Source organism: Olleya sp. ITB9 (assembly GCF_001315805.1).
Taxonomy (GTDB): domain Bacteria; phylum Bacteroidota; class Bacteroidia; order Flavobacteriales; family Flavobacteriaceae; genus Olleya; species Olleya sediminilitoris.
This window is the reverse complement of sequence record NZ_BCBW01000038.1, coordinates 71,372-85,475: the sequence shown is the minus strand read 5'-3', so window position 1 is coordinate 85,475 and position 14,104 is coordinate 71,372. Positions and strand designations below refer to the sequence as shown.

15 protein-coding genes are annotated in these 14,104 nt (G+C 30.8%); 11 read left to right on the top strand and 4 right to left on the bottom strand.

What is annotated here, in order from left to right; all coding sequences use genetic code 11:
* Positions 1-3: 3 nt before the first annotated feature.
* The 4 genes from ITB9_RS11050 to ITB9_RS11035 are packed head-to-tail and all read left to right on the top strand — an operon-like array spanning position 4 to position 4,497.
* Positions 4-1,302 (top strand): UDP-glucose/GDP-mannose dehydrogenase family protein, encoded by a 1,299-nt coding sequence (locus ITB9_RS11050; RefSeq protein ID WP_054852266.1) that lies wholly within the window; start codon positions 4-6, stop codon positions 1,300-1,302.
* Complete coding sequence (locus ITB9_RS11045; protein ID WP_054852265.1) at positions 1,303-2,292, top strand: UDP-glucuronic acid decarboxylase family protein; 990 nt, start codon at positions 1,303-1,305, stop codon at positions 2,290-2,292. It begins immediately after the preceding gene.
* 3 nt (positions 2,293-2,295) lie between these two features.
* A complete protein-coding gene (locus ITB9_RS11040; RefSeq protein ID WP_054852264.1) occupies positions 2,296-3,705 on the top strand; it encodes an exopolysaccharide biosynthesis polyprenyl glycosylphosphotransferase in 1,410 nt (469 codons plus the stop codon).
* A gap of 12 nt (positions 3,706-3,717) precedes the next feature.
* Positions 3,718-4,497 carry a glycosyltransferase family 2 protein gene (locus ITB9_RS11035; RefSeq protein WP_054852263.1) on the top strand — a complete coding sequence of 260 codons (780 nt, stop codon included), beginning with the start codon at positions 3,718-3,720 and terminating at the stop codon, positions 4,495-4,497.
* Here the strand turns inward: ITB9_RS11035 and ITB9_RS11030 are convergent.
* On the bottom strand, positions 4,481-5,788 hold the full coding sequence (locus ITB9_RS11030; RefSeq protein WP_054852298.1) for a phenylacetate--CoA ligase family protein: 1,308 nt from the start codon (positions 5,786-5,788) through the stop codon (positions 4,481-4,483). The genes ITB9_RS11035 and ITB9_RS11030 overlap by 17 nt on opposite strands.
* 115 nt (positions 5,789-5,903) lie before the next feature.
* Here ITB9_RS11030 and purD point away from each other — a divergent pair, with 115 nt between their 5' ends.
* On the top strand, positions 5,904-7,175 hold the full coding sequence (purD, locus tag ITB9_RS11025) for a phosphoribosylamine--glycine ligase (protein WP_054852262.1): 1,272 nt from the start codon (positions 5,904-5,906) through the stop codon (positions 7,173-7,175).
* Positions 7,176-7,178: 3 nt separating this feature from the next.
* Here purD and ITB9_RS11020 read toward each other — a convergent pair whose 3' ends face one another.
* Positions 7,179-7,406, bottom strand: coding sequence for a hypothetical protein (locus ITB9_RS11020; RefSeq protein WP_054852261.1), 228 nt, complete (start codon positions 7,404-7,406; stop codon positions 7,179-7,181).
* Positions 7,407-7,452: 46 nt separating this feature from the next.
* Between ITB9_RS11020 and ITB9_RS11015 the strand changes: the two genes are divergently transcribed.
* The gene (locus ITB9_RS11015; protein WP_054852260.1) at positions 7,453-8,376 is read left to right on the top strand and encodes a DUF6427 family protein; all 924 of its coding nucleotides are present in this window, start codon (positions 7,453-7,455) and stop codon (positions 8,374-8,376) included.
* Here the strand turns inward: ITB9_RS11015 and upp are convergent.
* The gene (gene upp / locus ITB9_RS11010) at positions 8,365-9,024 is read right to left on the bottom strand and encodes a uracil phosphoribosyltransferase (protein ID WP_054852259.1); all 660 of its coding nucleotides are present in this window, start codon (positions 9,022-9,024) and stop codon (positions 8,365-8,367) included. The genes ITB9_RS11015 and upp overlap by 12 nt on opposite strands.
* Before the next feature lie 112 nt (positions 9,025-9,136).
* Here upp and ITB9_RS11005 point away from each other — a divergent pair, with 112 nt between their 5' ends.
* The gene (locus tag ITB9_RS11005; protein WP_028288809.1) at positions 9,137-9,745 is read left to right on the top strand and encodes a DUF4254 domain-containing protein; all 609 of its coding nucleotides are present in this window, start codon (positions 9,137-9,139) and stop codon (positions 9,743-9,745) included.
* A 33-nt stretch (positions 9,746-9,778) separates the two neighbouring features.
* Positions 9,779-10,801 (top strand): glycosyltransferase family 9 protein, encoded by a 1,023-nt coding sequence (locus tag ITB9_RS11000; protein ID WP_261975626.1) that lies wholly within the window; start codon positions 9,779-9,781, stop codon positions 10,799-10,801.
* 452 nt (positions 10,802-11,253) lie between these two features.
* Here ITB9_RS11000 and ITB9_RS10995 read toward each other — a convergent pair whose 3' ends face one another.
* The gene (locus ITB9_RS10995) at positions 11,254-12,312 is read right to left on the bottom strand and encodes a ferredoxin--NADP reductase (protein ID WP_054852296.1); all 1,059 of its coding nucleotides are present in this window, start codon (positions 12,310-12,312) and stop codon (positions 11,254-11,256) included.
* Between the two features lie 109 nt (positions 12,313-12,421).
* Here ITB9_RS10995 and ITB9_RS10990 point away from each other — a divergent pair, with 109 nt between their 5' ends.
* Genes ITB9_RS10990 through ITB9_RS10980 form a run of 3 tightly spaced genes read left to right on the top strand, consistent with a single transcriptional unit; the run spans position 12,422 to position 14,077 of the window.
* Positions 12,422-12,760: a PadR family transcriptional regulator gene (locus ITB9_RS10990; RefSeq protein WP_028288806.1), complete on the top strand. Its 339-nt coding sequence runs from the start codon at positions 12,422-12,424 to the stop codon at positions 12,758-12,760.
* 1 nt (position 12,761) lies between these two features.
* Entirely contained in the window at positions 12,762-13,388 is a 627-nt protein-coding gene (locus ITB9_RS10985) for a hypothetical protein (protein WP_054852258.1), read from the top strand.
* Positions 13,388-14,077 (top strand): hypothetical protein, encoded by a 690-nt coding sequence (locus ITB9_RS10980; RefSeq protein ID WP_054852257.1) that lies wholly within the window; start codon positions 13,388-13,390, stop codon positions 14,075-14,077. The genes ITB9_RS10985 and ITB9_RS10980 overlap by 1 nt, the downstream gene beginning before the upstream one ends.
* Positions 14,078-14,104 lie beyond the last annotated feature (27 nt).

The window sequence follows — 14,104 nt, the reverse complement described above, 5'->3', positions numbered from 1 at the left end:
TAAATGAAAATAGCAGTAGTAGGTACAGGTTACGTTGGACTAGTAACAGGTACATGTCTAGCCGAAACAGGTAATGAAGTACTTTGTATCGATATAGATCAAAATAAAGTTAAACAAATGCAAGCAGGTGAGGTTCCTATTTACGAACCTCATTTGGATGTCTTATTTGAAAGAAATATAAAAGCTAACCGATTAAAATTTTCTACAAGCTTAGAAGAAGGTTTAGAACATGGTGATATTATCTTCTTAGCATTACCTACACCAGAAGATGAAGATGGATCAGCTGACCTAAAATATATTTTAGGAGTCGCTGATGATATAGGTAAACTTATTAAAGACTATAAGGTTATAGTCGATAAAAGTACAGTTCCTGTAGGGACTTCAGATAAAGTAAAAGAGGCCATAGCTAAACATGCTAAAGTAGATTTTGATGTTGTCTCAAATCCAGAATTTTTAAGAGAAGGTTTTGCTGTAGATGATTTTTTAAAACCAGAAAGAATAGTTGTAGGTTCCAGTAGTGAACGTGCCACTAAATTGATGGAAAAACTTTATAAGCCTTATGTAAGGTCTGGCAATCCCATAATTATAATGGACGAAAAATCTGCCGAACTTACAAAATATGCATCCAATTCGTTTTTAGCAGCCAAAATCACATTTATGAATGAGATTGCTAACTTTTGTGAAAAAGTTGGAGCAGACGTAGATAAGGTTAGAATAGGTATGGGGACCGATTCAAGGATTGGTAAGCGCTTTTTATTTCCAGGTATAGGTTATGGTGGTTCTTGCTTCCCAAAGGACGTAAAAGCACTTCATAAATCTGGACTAGACAATAATTATAACTTCAAAATTTTAGATGCTGTCATTAATGTTAATGCAAGACAAAAACTAGTGTTGATTCCTAAAATAGAAAATCATTTTAATAATGATCTTAAAGGAAAAAACATTGCAATTTGGGGATTAGCCTTTAAACCAGAAACAGACGATATACGTGAAGCACCTTCGTTATACATGATTGATGCTTTATTAGAGGCAGGTTGTAATATTACAGCTTTTGACCCTGAAGCTATGCCAAATGTAAAACGTAAATTAGGTGATAAAATTAAGTTCGCAAGTAGTATGTATGACGCTTTAAAAAATGCTGATGCATTAGTTATATCTACCGAATGGAGTATTTTTAGAACACCTGATTTTAATAAAATTAAAAATGAAATGGCTAGTCCAACTATTTTTGATGGACGTAACCTATATGACGTTAAAGATGTTATTAACGAAGGATTTAATTACATATCAATAGGAAGGTAAATGAATCAAAAAAGAGTTTTAATTACTGGAGCAGCAGGTTTTTTAGGATCTCATTTATGTGATCGCTTTTTAAACGAAGGTTATTTTGTTATTGGTATGGATAACTTTATAACAGGAGACCAAAAAAACATTGCACATTTATCCTCTAATTCAAACTTTTTATTCATTCAACATGACGTTACAAATTATATAAATATTGAAGGAGACTTAGATTATATCCTTCATTTTGCTTCTCCAGCAAGTCCTATAGATTATTTAAAAATTCCAATTCAGACTTTAAAAGTAGGGAGTTTGGGTACGCATAACTTATTAGGCTTAGCAAAAGCGAAACAAGCAAGGTTGTTAATTGCTTCAACTTCAGAGGTGTATGGAGATCCTTTAGTGCATCCACAAACCGAAGATTATTACGGTAACGTCAATACTATAGGACCAAGAGGTGTGTATGATGAGGCTAAACGCTTTCAAGAATCTATAACCATGGCTTACCATAGATTTCATGGACTTGAAACGCGTATTGTTAGAATTTTTAATACTTATGGACCAAGGATGAGACTTAATGACGGTCGTGTTATTCCAGCCTTTATGGGTCAAGCGTTAAGAGGCGAAGATTTAACAGTTTTTGGAGATGGTATGCAAACAAGGTCATTTTGCTATGTTACCGATCAAGTCGAAGGTATTTACCGTTTATTATTAAGCGATTACTCAAATCCAGTTAATATTGGTAATCCACACGAGATAACAATTAAGGACTTTGCAGAAGAAATTATTAAACTTACAGGTACCACACAAAAAGTAATTTATAAAGATTTACCTGTAGATGATCCAATGCAGAGACAACCAGACATTACACTAGCTAAAAATGTATTAAATTGGGAGCCTAAAGTAAATAGATTGGAAGGTATGAAAAAGACCTTTGATTACTTTAAAAGTTTAACTCAAGCAGAGCTTCACAAAAGCGAACATAAAGACTTTTCAAATTATAATAAATAAATTATGGAGTATAAACGTGGTAGGTACTCTTGGCTTTTAAGGCCAATACTTATTGTCTTTGACTGTTTAACTATCAATGTTTTTGCTTTTTATTTTTTTAATTTTAACAAATCTAATCTTGCATTTTTTTCAGCTTCAGCTTTAAAAAATAAGTATTTACTATTTATTATTTATTCAGTAATATTATGGCTAATTACAACATCATTTCTTAAGTTTTATAAAGTATATAGGTATACATCAATTGTAAATATTATATCATCAATAATCAAGCAGTTTGTCGTTTTTAGTACTACTGTATTTGCCTTTTTTGGTATTTTTAAAAGTGTAGATGTTCCTGTATTTCAAACCTTACAGTTTTTACTATATAGTTTTTTACTAATATCAACTCTTAAATTAGTTAGTTTTTATGCCCTGAAAACTTATAGACTACAGTTAAAAGGTAATGTTAGACGTGTAGTAATTGTGGGTAACGGTCCAGGAGCACAAGAGCTTAGACAACTATTTAGTAATCGTAAAGAATTAGGCTATCAAATAGTTGGTGTGTTTGCCGATAGTGATAATAAAAAGATTAACGGATTTATAGAGGATAGTTTTAATTTTTTAAAACAAAGTTCAGGTATAGATGAGATATACTGCGCAATTGATGAGTTAACTGAAAAGCAGGTTAATGATTATGTTAAATATGCTGAGGTTAACCACTGTAATATAAAGTTTATTCCTAAAACCAATAAGTTGTTGACCAAACGACTTAAAACAGATTATTATAATTACCTACCTGTATTATCAATGCCAGAAGTTGCATTAAATAATGCAGTTAATAAGACTATTAAGCGTATGTTTGATGTCCTGTTTTCTTTATTAATATTAGTGCTAATATTATCTTGGTTAACACCAGTGTTATTTATTTTAATTAAATTAGAATCTAGAGGCCCATTGTTTTACAAGCATAAACGTAATGGTATAAATTATAAAGAGTTTACCTGTTTTAAGTTTAGATCTTTAAAAACAAATAAAGAAATACAAGGGACCTATATTACTCAAAATGACAATAGGGTAACAAAAATTGGTAAGTTTTTACGTAAAACAAGTTTGGATGAGTTTCCTCAGTTTTATAACGTCTTAAAAGGAGATATGAGTGTTGTTGGACCAAGACCACATATGCTATCTTACACAGATGACTATTCTAAAAAAATAGATAAACTAAATTTTATTTTTAGGCATAATGTAAAACCAGGCGTAACGGGTTTAGCTCAAATAAAGGGTTACAGAGGAGAAATTAAAAATGATGAAGACATTATTAACCGTATTAAGTATGATAATTTTTATATCGAAAATTGGTCAATTGTTTTAGATTTAAAAATCATACTACAAACCCTGATTAATGTATTTAAAGGTCAAAAAGAAGCGTATTAATATTTACTCACAATGAAACCTTTAGTCTCTATAATTACTCCGCTTTACAATTCAGAAAAATTTATAGTTCAAACCATTAATAGTATTCTAAATCAAACTTATACCAATTGGGAGTTAATTTTGGTTGATGACTGTTCAACAGATGCTACTTTGCAGATAGTAGAAGAGTATACAAAGCAATATTCCAATATGTATCTCTTAAAAAATCAAGTTAATTTTGGAGCAGCAATTTCTCGTAATAAGGCAATCCTCCAAGCTAACGGTAAATTTATTGCTTTTTTAGATGCAGATGATTTATGGATAAGTAATAAGCTAGAATTTCAAGTTGATTTTATGCAACAACATAACTGTGACGTAAGTTATACTAGTTATTATCAGATTGATGAAAACGGTAACCCGTTAAACAAGCTTGTAAAAGCTTTACCAAAGTTAAGTTATAATAAATATTTAAAAACCAATTACATTGGTAACTTAACAGGAATGTATAATGTTGCTACTTTAGGTAAAATAACGTCACCTAACTTACGTAAACGTCAAGATTGGTTGTTGTGGTTGTCTGCTATTAAAAAGTCCGGTAAACCAGCTTTGGGTATCTCAAAACCTTTAGCATATTATCGTGTAAGATCCAATTCTATCTCTTCAAATAAAATCCGATTACTTAAATATAATTTTTTAGTTTATAAAAAGGGTTTAGGCTTTTCATACGTAAAATCTATCTACTATATGTGCCTTTTTGTTTGGGAACAGTTTTTTATAAAATCAAAGTTAATTGTTGCTACAACTCAGACCTAAACTGTTTCAGTTTACCACTAATTTCACGTTCTAAAATGGCTTTATGTTCAAAAACTAAGTTTAAATTAGGTTCAAGGTATTTGTCAACAGCTGTTTGTACTGCTTTTTGCTGTGATGAGTTTAAAGCTTCGTTAGCAACATAATCTATTTTAAAGGTGTCAATTTCAGTTTGTTCAACTATAAATTCTTTAACATTTGCCTCTTTATCAATAACGGTTTTAGTCACATAGTAAAAGGTTAGTCCTGCTGCAATTTTTCCGCTTGGAAGCGAAATAAAATCACTAGTTCGTCCAGTTAAAGACTCTAAAATTGGATGTTGTAATGTGCTTTTGTCGGATAGGCTCCCTAAGTCACCAAGTTCATATCTTATAAAAGGATGTGCTCTGTTATATAAATCTGTAATTACAATTTTTCCTGTTGTACCATAAGGTACAGGTTGATTGTTGTCATCTAAAATTTCAACATATAAATGGTTACTGTTAACTAACCATTGGTCTTGTTGGTCTTGAAAAGCAATCAAACCTAATTCGGCAGCACCATACTCGTTAACCACAGTGATATTAAACTGTTTTTCAAGGAGTTTTTTATCATCATCAAATAACATTTCAGAAGTTACGATACAAACCTTCAAGGTTGGACAAACCTCTTTTAAAATAATGTTTTTTCGTTCTAAAAATTTAGCAAATTGTACAATTGCACTAGTGTAACCGTTGATATAATCAAATTTAGTACGTTTAAATTTTTGTAATATTTTGTTTAAAGCAACATCGCTTAAATCAAATACCGAAAAACGATAACGGTTACCCAACCAGTCTTTTAAACGTTCTTTGTAGTAACTTTTGGTATCTAATGGTATTCCGTAAAATCGTGCTTGTTTAAATGTGTTTAAATCTATATTAAACCAGCTGTAACGTTGCATAAAAGTAACCCAAGTCATAGCATGCGCAAAGTTATCTTTAGCAAACTCAAAAGGTGTACCTGATGAGCCTGATGTTTTGTGTTTGTGTACCGTTTTTATAGTGTACTTATCAGACAAGCGGTTTGCTAAAGGTTGCTGTAAATTGCCTTTAGTAATTACAGGTATTTCTGCCCAATTAGACGTGTTAATATCTTGACATAAAGTACTGTAAAAAGGGGTGTGTTTTAAATGAAACGCAACAATGGATTGTAGTTGTTTACTTAAGTAATTGCCATAATCTGTAGTATCAAACTCATCAATTATTGCTTGAGTTTTTTTAGCTTCTTTTACAGGAAATCCCTTTAACCTTAAAGACCATTCAAATCGTTTCAATACTATTAAATTTTTTGTAAAATAAAGAAATAAAAAACTATTGGATTTAAAGTCAATCAAATTCTTTTAAATAATTATTTTTGTCAAAACAACAACGACACAACATTTTTACACAATGAATATTTTAATTTTAGGATCAGGAGGAAGAGAACACACAATTGCATGGAAGCTTAATCAAAGCCCAAAATGTAATTCGCTTTTTGTAGCACCTGGTAACTCAGGAACTGCACAAATAGCTAAAAACGTACCAATTAGTGTTACAGATTTTAATGCCATAAAAGAAGTGGTTTTAAACAATAACATTACAATGGTAGTTGTAGGTCCTGAAGATCCTTTAGTGCAAGGTGTTCATGATTTTTTCTTAGCCGACGATGCGCTTAAAAACGTGGCAGTTATTGGGCCTCAAAAAGCAGCAGCAACACTTGAAGGTAGTAAAGAGTTTGCTAAGCAATTTTTATATAAACACAATATTCCAACAGCAGCTTACCAAAGTTTTAATGCAGATACAGTTGAAGATGGTTATGCCTTTTTAGAAACCTTAAATCCTCCATTTGTTCTTAAAGCAGATGGTTTGGCAGCAGGAAAAGGTGTGGTTATTTTAGAAGATTTAGATCAGGCTAAAGCCGAATTAAAAAGCATGCTTGTAGATGCTAAGTTTGGAGACGCTAGTACTAAAGTGGTTATTGAAGAATTTTTAGACGGAATCGAGTTAAGTTGTTTTGTACTTACTGATGGTAAAAACTATAAAATTTTACCAACTGCAAAAGATTACAAACGTATTGGTGAAGGTGATACAGGTTTAAATACAGGCGGAATGGGAGCAGTGTCTCCAGTTCCTTTTGCTAATCAAGCCTTTTTAGATAAAGTAGAAGAGCAAGTGGTTAAACCAACGATTGCTGGTTTGCAAAAAGATGATTTACCTTACAAAGGGTTTGTCTTTATTGGTTTAATTAAAGTAGGAGATGAGCCTAAGGTTATCGAGTATAACGTACGTTTAGGTGATCCTGAAACAGAAGTTGTATTACCAAGACTTAAAAATGATTTAGTTGAGGTCTTTGAAGCGGTTGCAAACCAAACTTTAGATCAAATAGATATTAAGGTAGATCCTAGAGCAGCGACAACTATTATGTTGGTATCTGGCGGTTATCCTGAAGCTTACCAAAAAGGTAAAGTTATTACAGGTGTTGATGCTATTGAAGACTCGATTGTATTTCATGCAGGAGCACAACAAAAAGACAATCAGATTGTAACTTCAGGAGGTCGTGTTATGGCTGTAACTAGTTATGGTGAAACGTACCAAGAGGCCATAAAAAAATCTTACCAAAGTATAGAAAAACTACATTTTGATAAGATGAATTATAGAAACGATATAGGTTTTGACCTATAACTGTTATAAGTAAGAGTGAGAGCTAATGCTTTTGTCGTCGTCGTTATTTGCAGCGTAACCTTTTAACTGAATAATCCAGTATACAAAAGCTACAAAACCAATAATGATAAAAATCCAAGACATAAAGTTTGCTGCCCACCAGTTTTCTAATTCTAATGCTTTAAGCATATCAAAAGGAGCAAATAATACATCAACAAAAAGGCTTGCTATAGCTTCAAAAAAATCTTTCATAATTATAGAATAGTATATTTATAGTACAAAAATACAAAAAGAGTTAATGATTACAACTATTTTTAGCAAATCCAAACCAATTAATTTTTTAATTGTTTTTAGTATTACACTAATTGCTTTTGTTGTTTTACACATTAAATACCCAAATGCAGTTAATCCAGACTTGTCTATTTGGGTTAAAATCCCAGAGTTTTTATTACTGTTTTTGTCAGTTTTAATACTTAGTTTTATAGTGTTAAAAAACTTATTGTCACAGCAAAACAACTATGAGATTTTGTTATTCGGTTTGTTTGTTTTAGCTGTTCCTCAGGTTTTTATAAGATTTAATATAGTAGTTTCTAATTTTTTTGTGCTTTTAGCTTTAAGACGCTTAATTAGTATAGGATCGCAAAAACAGGTCGTTAAAAAAATATTTGATTCAGCTTTTTTAATAGGCTTAGCTAGTCTCTTTTATTTTTGGGCAATATTGTTTTTTCCACTAATATTTATAGCCTTATTGTTGTTTTCGGTAAACGCAGTTAAATCTTATTTTGTTCCTTTTATTGGCTTATTGGCAATAATTATTTTAGCTATTTGTTATTCCATATTAATGAATAACAATTTTTTAAGTGCTTTAAATATTAATCCAGAATCAAATTTAGATTTTAGCAGCTATAATTCTTTACAATTTATAGTAGCCATAACCATGTTGTTGTCTTTTGGGATTTGGTCTTCTGTGTTTTATTTAAATGATATTAAAAAGAAAAAACGTAGCTACAGACCTTCTTATAAAATCTTGTTTTTTACCTGTATGTTTGCTTCAGCATTAGCAGTTTTAGCTCCTCAAAAAAACGGAAGCGAACTACTATTTTTGTTCGCGCCTTTAGCAGTGATCATAACAAATTATATAGAGACCATTACAGAAAAATGGTTTAAAGAAATTTACTTAGGTTTATTGGTTATTATTCCTTTTGTACTATTAATGTTGTAGTTTTTCGCCAAAAGCTAAATCACCAGCATCACCTAAACCAGGAACAATATAGCCTTTACTGTTTAAAGTTTTGTCTAAAGCAGCAATCCACAAAGTGGTGTCTTTAGGTAAGTTGTTTTCTAAAAAATCTACTCCAGCTTCAGCTCCTATAACTGCTGCAATATGTATGCTTTTTGGTGTTCCAAAAGGTTCTAAAGCTTTAAATGTAGCGACTAAAGATTGTCCTGTGGCTAGCATTGGATCTGCAAGGATTAATGTTTTTCCTGTTAAGTCAGGACATGCTAGATATTCTACTACAATTTCAAAAGATTCAGGATTATCTTTATGGTGTCTGTAAGCACTAATAAAAGCATTTTCAGACTGGTCAAAATAATTTAATAATCCATTGTGTAAAGGCACTCCAGCTCTTAGTATAGAACATAAAACGACATCGTTTTTAGGTACAGTAGCTTCAATAGTAGCCAATGGTGTTGTAATGGTTTTAGTTTCAAAATCTAGTGTTTTACTAATTTCATAACCTAAAATTTCACCAATACGTTCAATATTTCGTCTAAAACGCATACTGTCTGTTTGGACGGAAACGTCTCTAATTTCAGCAATAAATTGATTTAAAACAGAGTTTTCTTTAGATAAATTATGAATTTGCATAGGTGTTTTGTCTTTTAAATAGTAAAGTTAATGTATTATTTAAAAAGCCAAAACGTCCACTAACTAAAATTCGGTTTAATTTATGTAATTTTACAGACTTAATAATTACAAGATGTTTACAGATATAGCAAATAAAATATTTCAAGACGTTATTGCAACGTACCATATTACAAATACAGTAGATCAACCGTTTACTAATAAGTATGATAAAAGTACTAATTTATTAGAGCATTTATTGTACCGTAAATGTTGGATAGATACAGTACAGTGGCATTATGAGGACATTATACGTGATCCACAAATAGATCCTGTTGCAGCATTAACTTTAAAACGCCAAATTGATGCTTCTAACCAAGATAGAACAGATATGGTGGAGTATATTGATAGCTATTTTTTAGAAAAATATAAGGAGGTTACTCCTAAAAGTGATGCAACTATAAATACTGAAAGTCCTGCTTGGGGAATTGACAGGTTATCTATTTTAGCATTAAAAGTGTATCATATGGAAGAAGAAGCTACGCGTGCTGATGCTACTGCTGCACATAAAGCAGCTTGCCAAACTAAATTAGATATTTTACTAGAACAACGTGTAGACTTAAGTACAGCAATTGATACATTATTGTCAGATATTGAAAAAGGTGATAAGTACATGAAAGTGTACAAGCAAATGAAAATGTATAATGACGATGAGCTTAACCCAGTGTTAAGAAACCAAAAATAAGCACAGTCTTTTGTGCTGTTATAAGGCTTTTAAATGTCAAAAACACCAAAGCATATTTTAGTAATACGTCTCTCTGCAATGGGAGACGTTGCTATGACTGTACCTGTTTTACGTGCATTTACACAGCGTTTTCCTGACGTTAAATTAACGGTTTTAACCAGACCTTTTTTTGCTCCTTTTTTTAGAGATCTTAATAACGTTGAAGTGTTTGCTATAGACTTAAAAAAGAAACACAAAGGTGTTTTAGGTTTATACAAACTATCTAAACAATTAAAAACACTTGATATAGATGTTGTTGCAGATTTACACAATGTTTTAAGAACTAAGATTTTAAAAGTTTTTTTCTTTGGAAAAACATTTAAACAAATAAATAAAGGTCGAAATCAAAAAAAGGAATTAGTCAATGGTCAATATTTTAAGCCTTTAAAAACAACTCATCAACGTTATGCAGATGTGTTTAAAGCCTTAGGTTTTACTTTGGATTTAAGTCGTCCAACTTTTTCTAAAAAACAACCTATACCTCAAGCTGTTTTAAATTTGGTTGCTAATCAAAATACAAAACAATGGATTGGTATTGCTCCTTTTGCACAATATGCCTCAAAAAGCTATCCTTTAGATAAAATGAAGGAGGTTGTTAAAGGTCTAAGCCAAGATCATGTTGTGTTTTTATTTGGTGGTAAAGCAGATCAAAAGCAATTAAATACATTAGTAATTAATAATAAGGTTTTTAATATTGCAGGTCAGTACAACTTAAATCAAGAATTAGATTTAATATCTAATTTAGATGTTATGGTTAGTATGGATTCTGGTAATGCACATTTAGCAGCAATGCTTGGTGTAAAAGTGGTTACTATTTGGGGTGTTACGCATCCTTATGCTGGTTTTGGTGCTTTTAACCAACCGGAAATAAATAATTTGATTCCAGATAAAACCTTGTATCCTAAATTACCAACGTCTATTTATGGTAATAAATATCCTGAAGACTATAAAAATGTTGCTGGTACAATACAGTCTGATCAGGTTGTAAACCGAGTATTAGCTGTATTAAAAACATAAAAAAAGCCCTAATTAATATTAAGGCTTTTGATTATAGACGACTAATATAAAATTAATATTATCCCTTAAACTAACAAATTCTAGTGTTATAATCTGTTACAAAGGTAGAGCTTAGGTTTGCTGTTTTATTTTTTTTAGTTTGTTGAATCAAAAGATTCGATAAAAAGCTTTTTTTATCGATTAACTAATTTTTACTTGATGTTTTATATTTAAATACAGTAATAATTTAGCAATAGTAATTATTAAGCATAAAAAAAGCCTCAACTTAATTGAGGCTTGATGATTTTAACTACTAACATAAAATTAATATTATCCCTTAAACTAACAAATTTTAGTGTTATAATCTTTGTCAAAGATAAATCTTACGCTTAGTAGTTTTGTTTTAATTAGGTGAGTTTAAAAGTGCTTTCGGTGAATTGCTTTAAAAACACGACCAAGTGTATTTTTTAGGTTTAAACATCGTCGTAATCTACAATAATTGTTGGTGTTGTAGGATGAGCCTGACAGGTTAGTATTAATCCTTCAGCTACTTCTGCATCTGTTAAAATATTGTTTTGTCTCATCAAAGCTTTACCATCTGTAACTCTAGCAATACAACTACTACAAACACCACCTTGACAAGAGTATGGTGCATCTAAGTCCTCCTTTAAAGCAGCCTCTAAAATGGTTTGCTTTTGTGACATGGTAAAGGTTTGGGTTTCATCATCAACAGTAACTGTAATAGCTGTGTTTCCTTCAGTAACAACTTCTGTGTTTTTATCTGTTGGTACTGTTGCAGCAGTAAATAACTCGAAGTTAATTTTTGTGTCTTCTATATTATTTTCTGCTAAAACATCTTTTACAGTATTAATCATGCCTTCTGGTCCACAAAGGTAAAAAGCGTCTATTGTTACATGTTTGTATTTGTTTTTGACAATTAAGTTTACTGTGCTTTTTTCGATACGACCAAATAAAGCATTGTTTTCTTGAGACTGACTGTATAAAAACTGAATATCAAATCGGTCTTTGTATTGGTGTTGTAAATTCAGTAAATCTTGTAAAAAGATAGTGTCTTTTAGTGTTTTATTACCATATACTAATACAAAATGACTATTAGGTTCTTGATCTAAAACGGTTTTTGCAATACTTAATATAGGTGTAATACCACTACCTGCAGCAAAAGCAGCAATGGTTCTTTTTTCTGTTGCAATAGGTTCAAAAACAAATCGTCCTTGTGGTTTTGCAACCTCTAAAGTATCTCCAATTTTTAAACTACTATTAGCGTAAGTGCTAAAGGTTCCGTTTGGTACTGCTTTTACAGCAACGGTCAGTTTTCCGCTTGACGGAGAAGAGCAAAGTGAATAGTCACGTCTAACTTCTTGGTCTTTTATGTTTGTTTTTAGTGTAATATATTGCCCTGCTTTAAAAGCATAATCTGCTTTTAAATTTGCTGGTACGTCAAAAGTTAATGTAACACATTGGTCTGTTTGACGTGTTATGTCCGAAATTGTTAACGTCTGAAATTGAGCCATAGTTTTATTTTTTTGTAAAAATAATGAAGCTTTACCGTTTAAGATATGATTTAGGTAAAAATTAATACCTAAGTTTTTTATGCATAAGAAAATTATGTATGTTTGTAATATGGCAAATTCAAAATTATATAAAGGTAGTCTGACCACTATTATTTTAAAACTTTTAAATGAAAGTGAAAAAATGTATGGTTACGAAATGACACAAAAAGTGAAACAAATTACTAAAGGCGAACTTAATATTACAGAAGGTGCTTTGTATCCAGCCCTACATAAGTTAGAAGCCGAAGGATTGCTGGACGTTGAGGTTAAAAAAGTAGATAACCGTTTACGTAAATACTATAAACTTACCGAAAAAGGTAATAAAGAAACGGTTAGTAAATTAGAAGAACTTAAGGATTATATTAAAACCATGGAAACGTTTATGAACCCTAAATTAAGTTTGGAGTAATATGAAGTTAAGTAAAGAACAAATACAATATATTGACGATTATTTAATAAGGTTAGGAGTTAAATTTACAGATGTTAGGTTAGAACTTATTGATCATTTAGCATCAGGATTTGAACAGTCTAAAAACGATGTAAAATTTGAAGACTACTTAAAATCTAAAATAGTTTTTATTCAAGATTTTGAAAAGAAACGTCAAAAAATCATTCATTGGAGTTATCAAAGAGAAATGTGGCGACGTTTAGCTATGTTTTTTTATAAGCCTAAATATATCCCTTTTACAATAATGATGGGATTTGCAGTATATTGGATGCAGCAGTTGCAGCCAAATAAAGCTCTTACTTTAATACTTGTAGTTAGTCTGTCAATTATACATTTTTGGGCAATTATTTCTGGATATTCAAATTATAAAACCTTTAAAAAGTTGCAAATAGCACAGCCTTTATATTCAGTAACAACTTTACCGTCCTTATTTTTATATAGTTTGGGAGCAGCTGAAACACTGTTAGAAAACCAATATTTTTTTATTGCCTTTTGGTTTTTAGCAATTTTATTTAACCTAGCAGGAGGCATCGAGTTTCGTAACAAGAAAAATAAGATTTTAGAGTACTCAAAAAACTTTGTTAGATAATGAAATTAACCCAACCTCAAATACAAAACCTATACGCTTTTACTAGGCAGCATTACGTAGAGCATTACGATTTACAAACCGAGTTAGTAGATCACTTAGCAAACGATATTGAGTCTGTATGGCAAACAGAAACCAATTTATCTTTTGAAGATGCAAGAGACCAAGCTTTCAAAAAATTTGGAGTCTTTGGCTTTATGGATGTGTTAGAACGTCGTCAAAAAACCATGAATAAACGTTACATAAAGTATTTATGGACAGAATTAAAACAATGGTTTACGTTTCCTAAACTAATAACAACTATTGCTGTGTTTTTGATTATTTATATGTCATTGTCTTCTGTGTTAGCAAAGTCATTATTAATAGGGTTTTATGCTTTAATATGCGTTTTTGTAATCTATAAAAGTGTTCTGCTTAAGAGGCAATTTAAACAACGTAAAGCGCTGTCTAATAAAAAATGGATGTTAGAAGAAATAATATTTAAACAAGCTGGTGGATCTGCTATAATACTGTTATCCCAATTACCACAGTTTTATAATTTTTCTGATAATATTTTTAGCAATCCTTATATTGTTTTGGGTCTGTCTATTTTTTCGACACTGTTTTTTCTTTGGATGTATATTAGCTTTGAAATCATTCCAAACAAAGCAGAAAAACTGCTAAACGAAACCTACCCAGAATTTTGTTTGTAACATTTTTAAGCAATTGTATACTTATCT

Excerpts from the sequence above, each read along its gene's own strand:
- ITB9_RS11050 (WP_054852266.1), top strand. The coding sequence starts at position 4 with ATGAAAATAGCAGTAGTAGGTACAGGTTACGTTGGACTAGTAACAGGT.
- ITB9_RS11020 (WP_054852261.1), bottom strand. The coding sequence starts at position 7,406 with ATGAAAGATTTTTTTGAAGCTATAGCAAGCCTTTTTGTTGATGTATTA.
- ITB9_RS11015 (WP_054852260.1), top strand. The coding sequence starts at position 7,453 with ATGATTACAACTATTTTTAGCAAATCCAAACCAATTAATTTTTTAATT.
- ITB9_RS11035 (WP_054852263.1), top strand. The coding sequence starts at position 3,718 with ATGAAACCTTTAGTCTCTATAATTACTCCGCTTTACAATTCAGAAAAA.
- ITB9_RS10995 (WP_054852296.1), bottom strand. The coding sequence starts at position 12,312 with ATGGCTCAATTTCAGACGTTAACAATTTCGGACATAACACGTCAAACA.
- purD (WP_054852262.1), top strand. The coding sequence starts at position 5,904 with ATGAATATTTTAATTTTAGGATCAGGAGGAAGAGAACACACAATTGCA.
- ITB9_RS10980 (WP_054852257.1), top strand. The coding sequence starts at position 13,388 with ATGAAATTAACCCAACCTCAAATACAAAACCTATACGCTTTTACTAGG.
- ITB9_RS10985 (WP_054852258.1), top strand. The coding sequence starts at position 12,762 with ATGAAGTTAAGTAAAGAACAAATACAATATATTGACGATTATTTAATA.
- upp (WP_054852259.1), bottom strand. The coding sequence starts at position 9,024 with ATGCAAATTCATAATTTATCTAAAGAAAACTCTGTTTTAAATCAATTT.
- ITB9_RS11000 (WP_261975626.1), top strand. The coding sequence starts at position 9,779 with ATGTCAAAAACACCAAAGCATATTTTAGTAATACGTCTCTCTGCAATG.
- ITB9_RS11045 (WP_054852265.1), top strand. The coding sequence starts at position 1,303 with ATGAATCAAAAAAGAGTTTTAATTACTGGAGCAGCAGGTTTTTTAGGA.
- ITB9_RS11040 (WP_054852264.1), top strand. The coding sequence starts at position 2,296 with ATGGAGTATAAACGTGGTAGGTACTCTTGGCTTTTAAGGCCAATACTT.
- ITB9_RS10990 (WP_028288806.1), top strand. The coding sequence starts at position 12,422 with ATGGCAAATTCAAAATTATATAAAGGTAGTCTGACCACTATTATTTTA.
- ITB9_RS11005 (WP_028288809.1), top strand. The coding sequence starts at position 9,137 with ATGTTTACAGATATAGCAAATAAAATATTTCAAGACGTTATTGCAACG.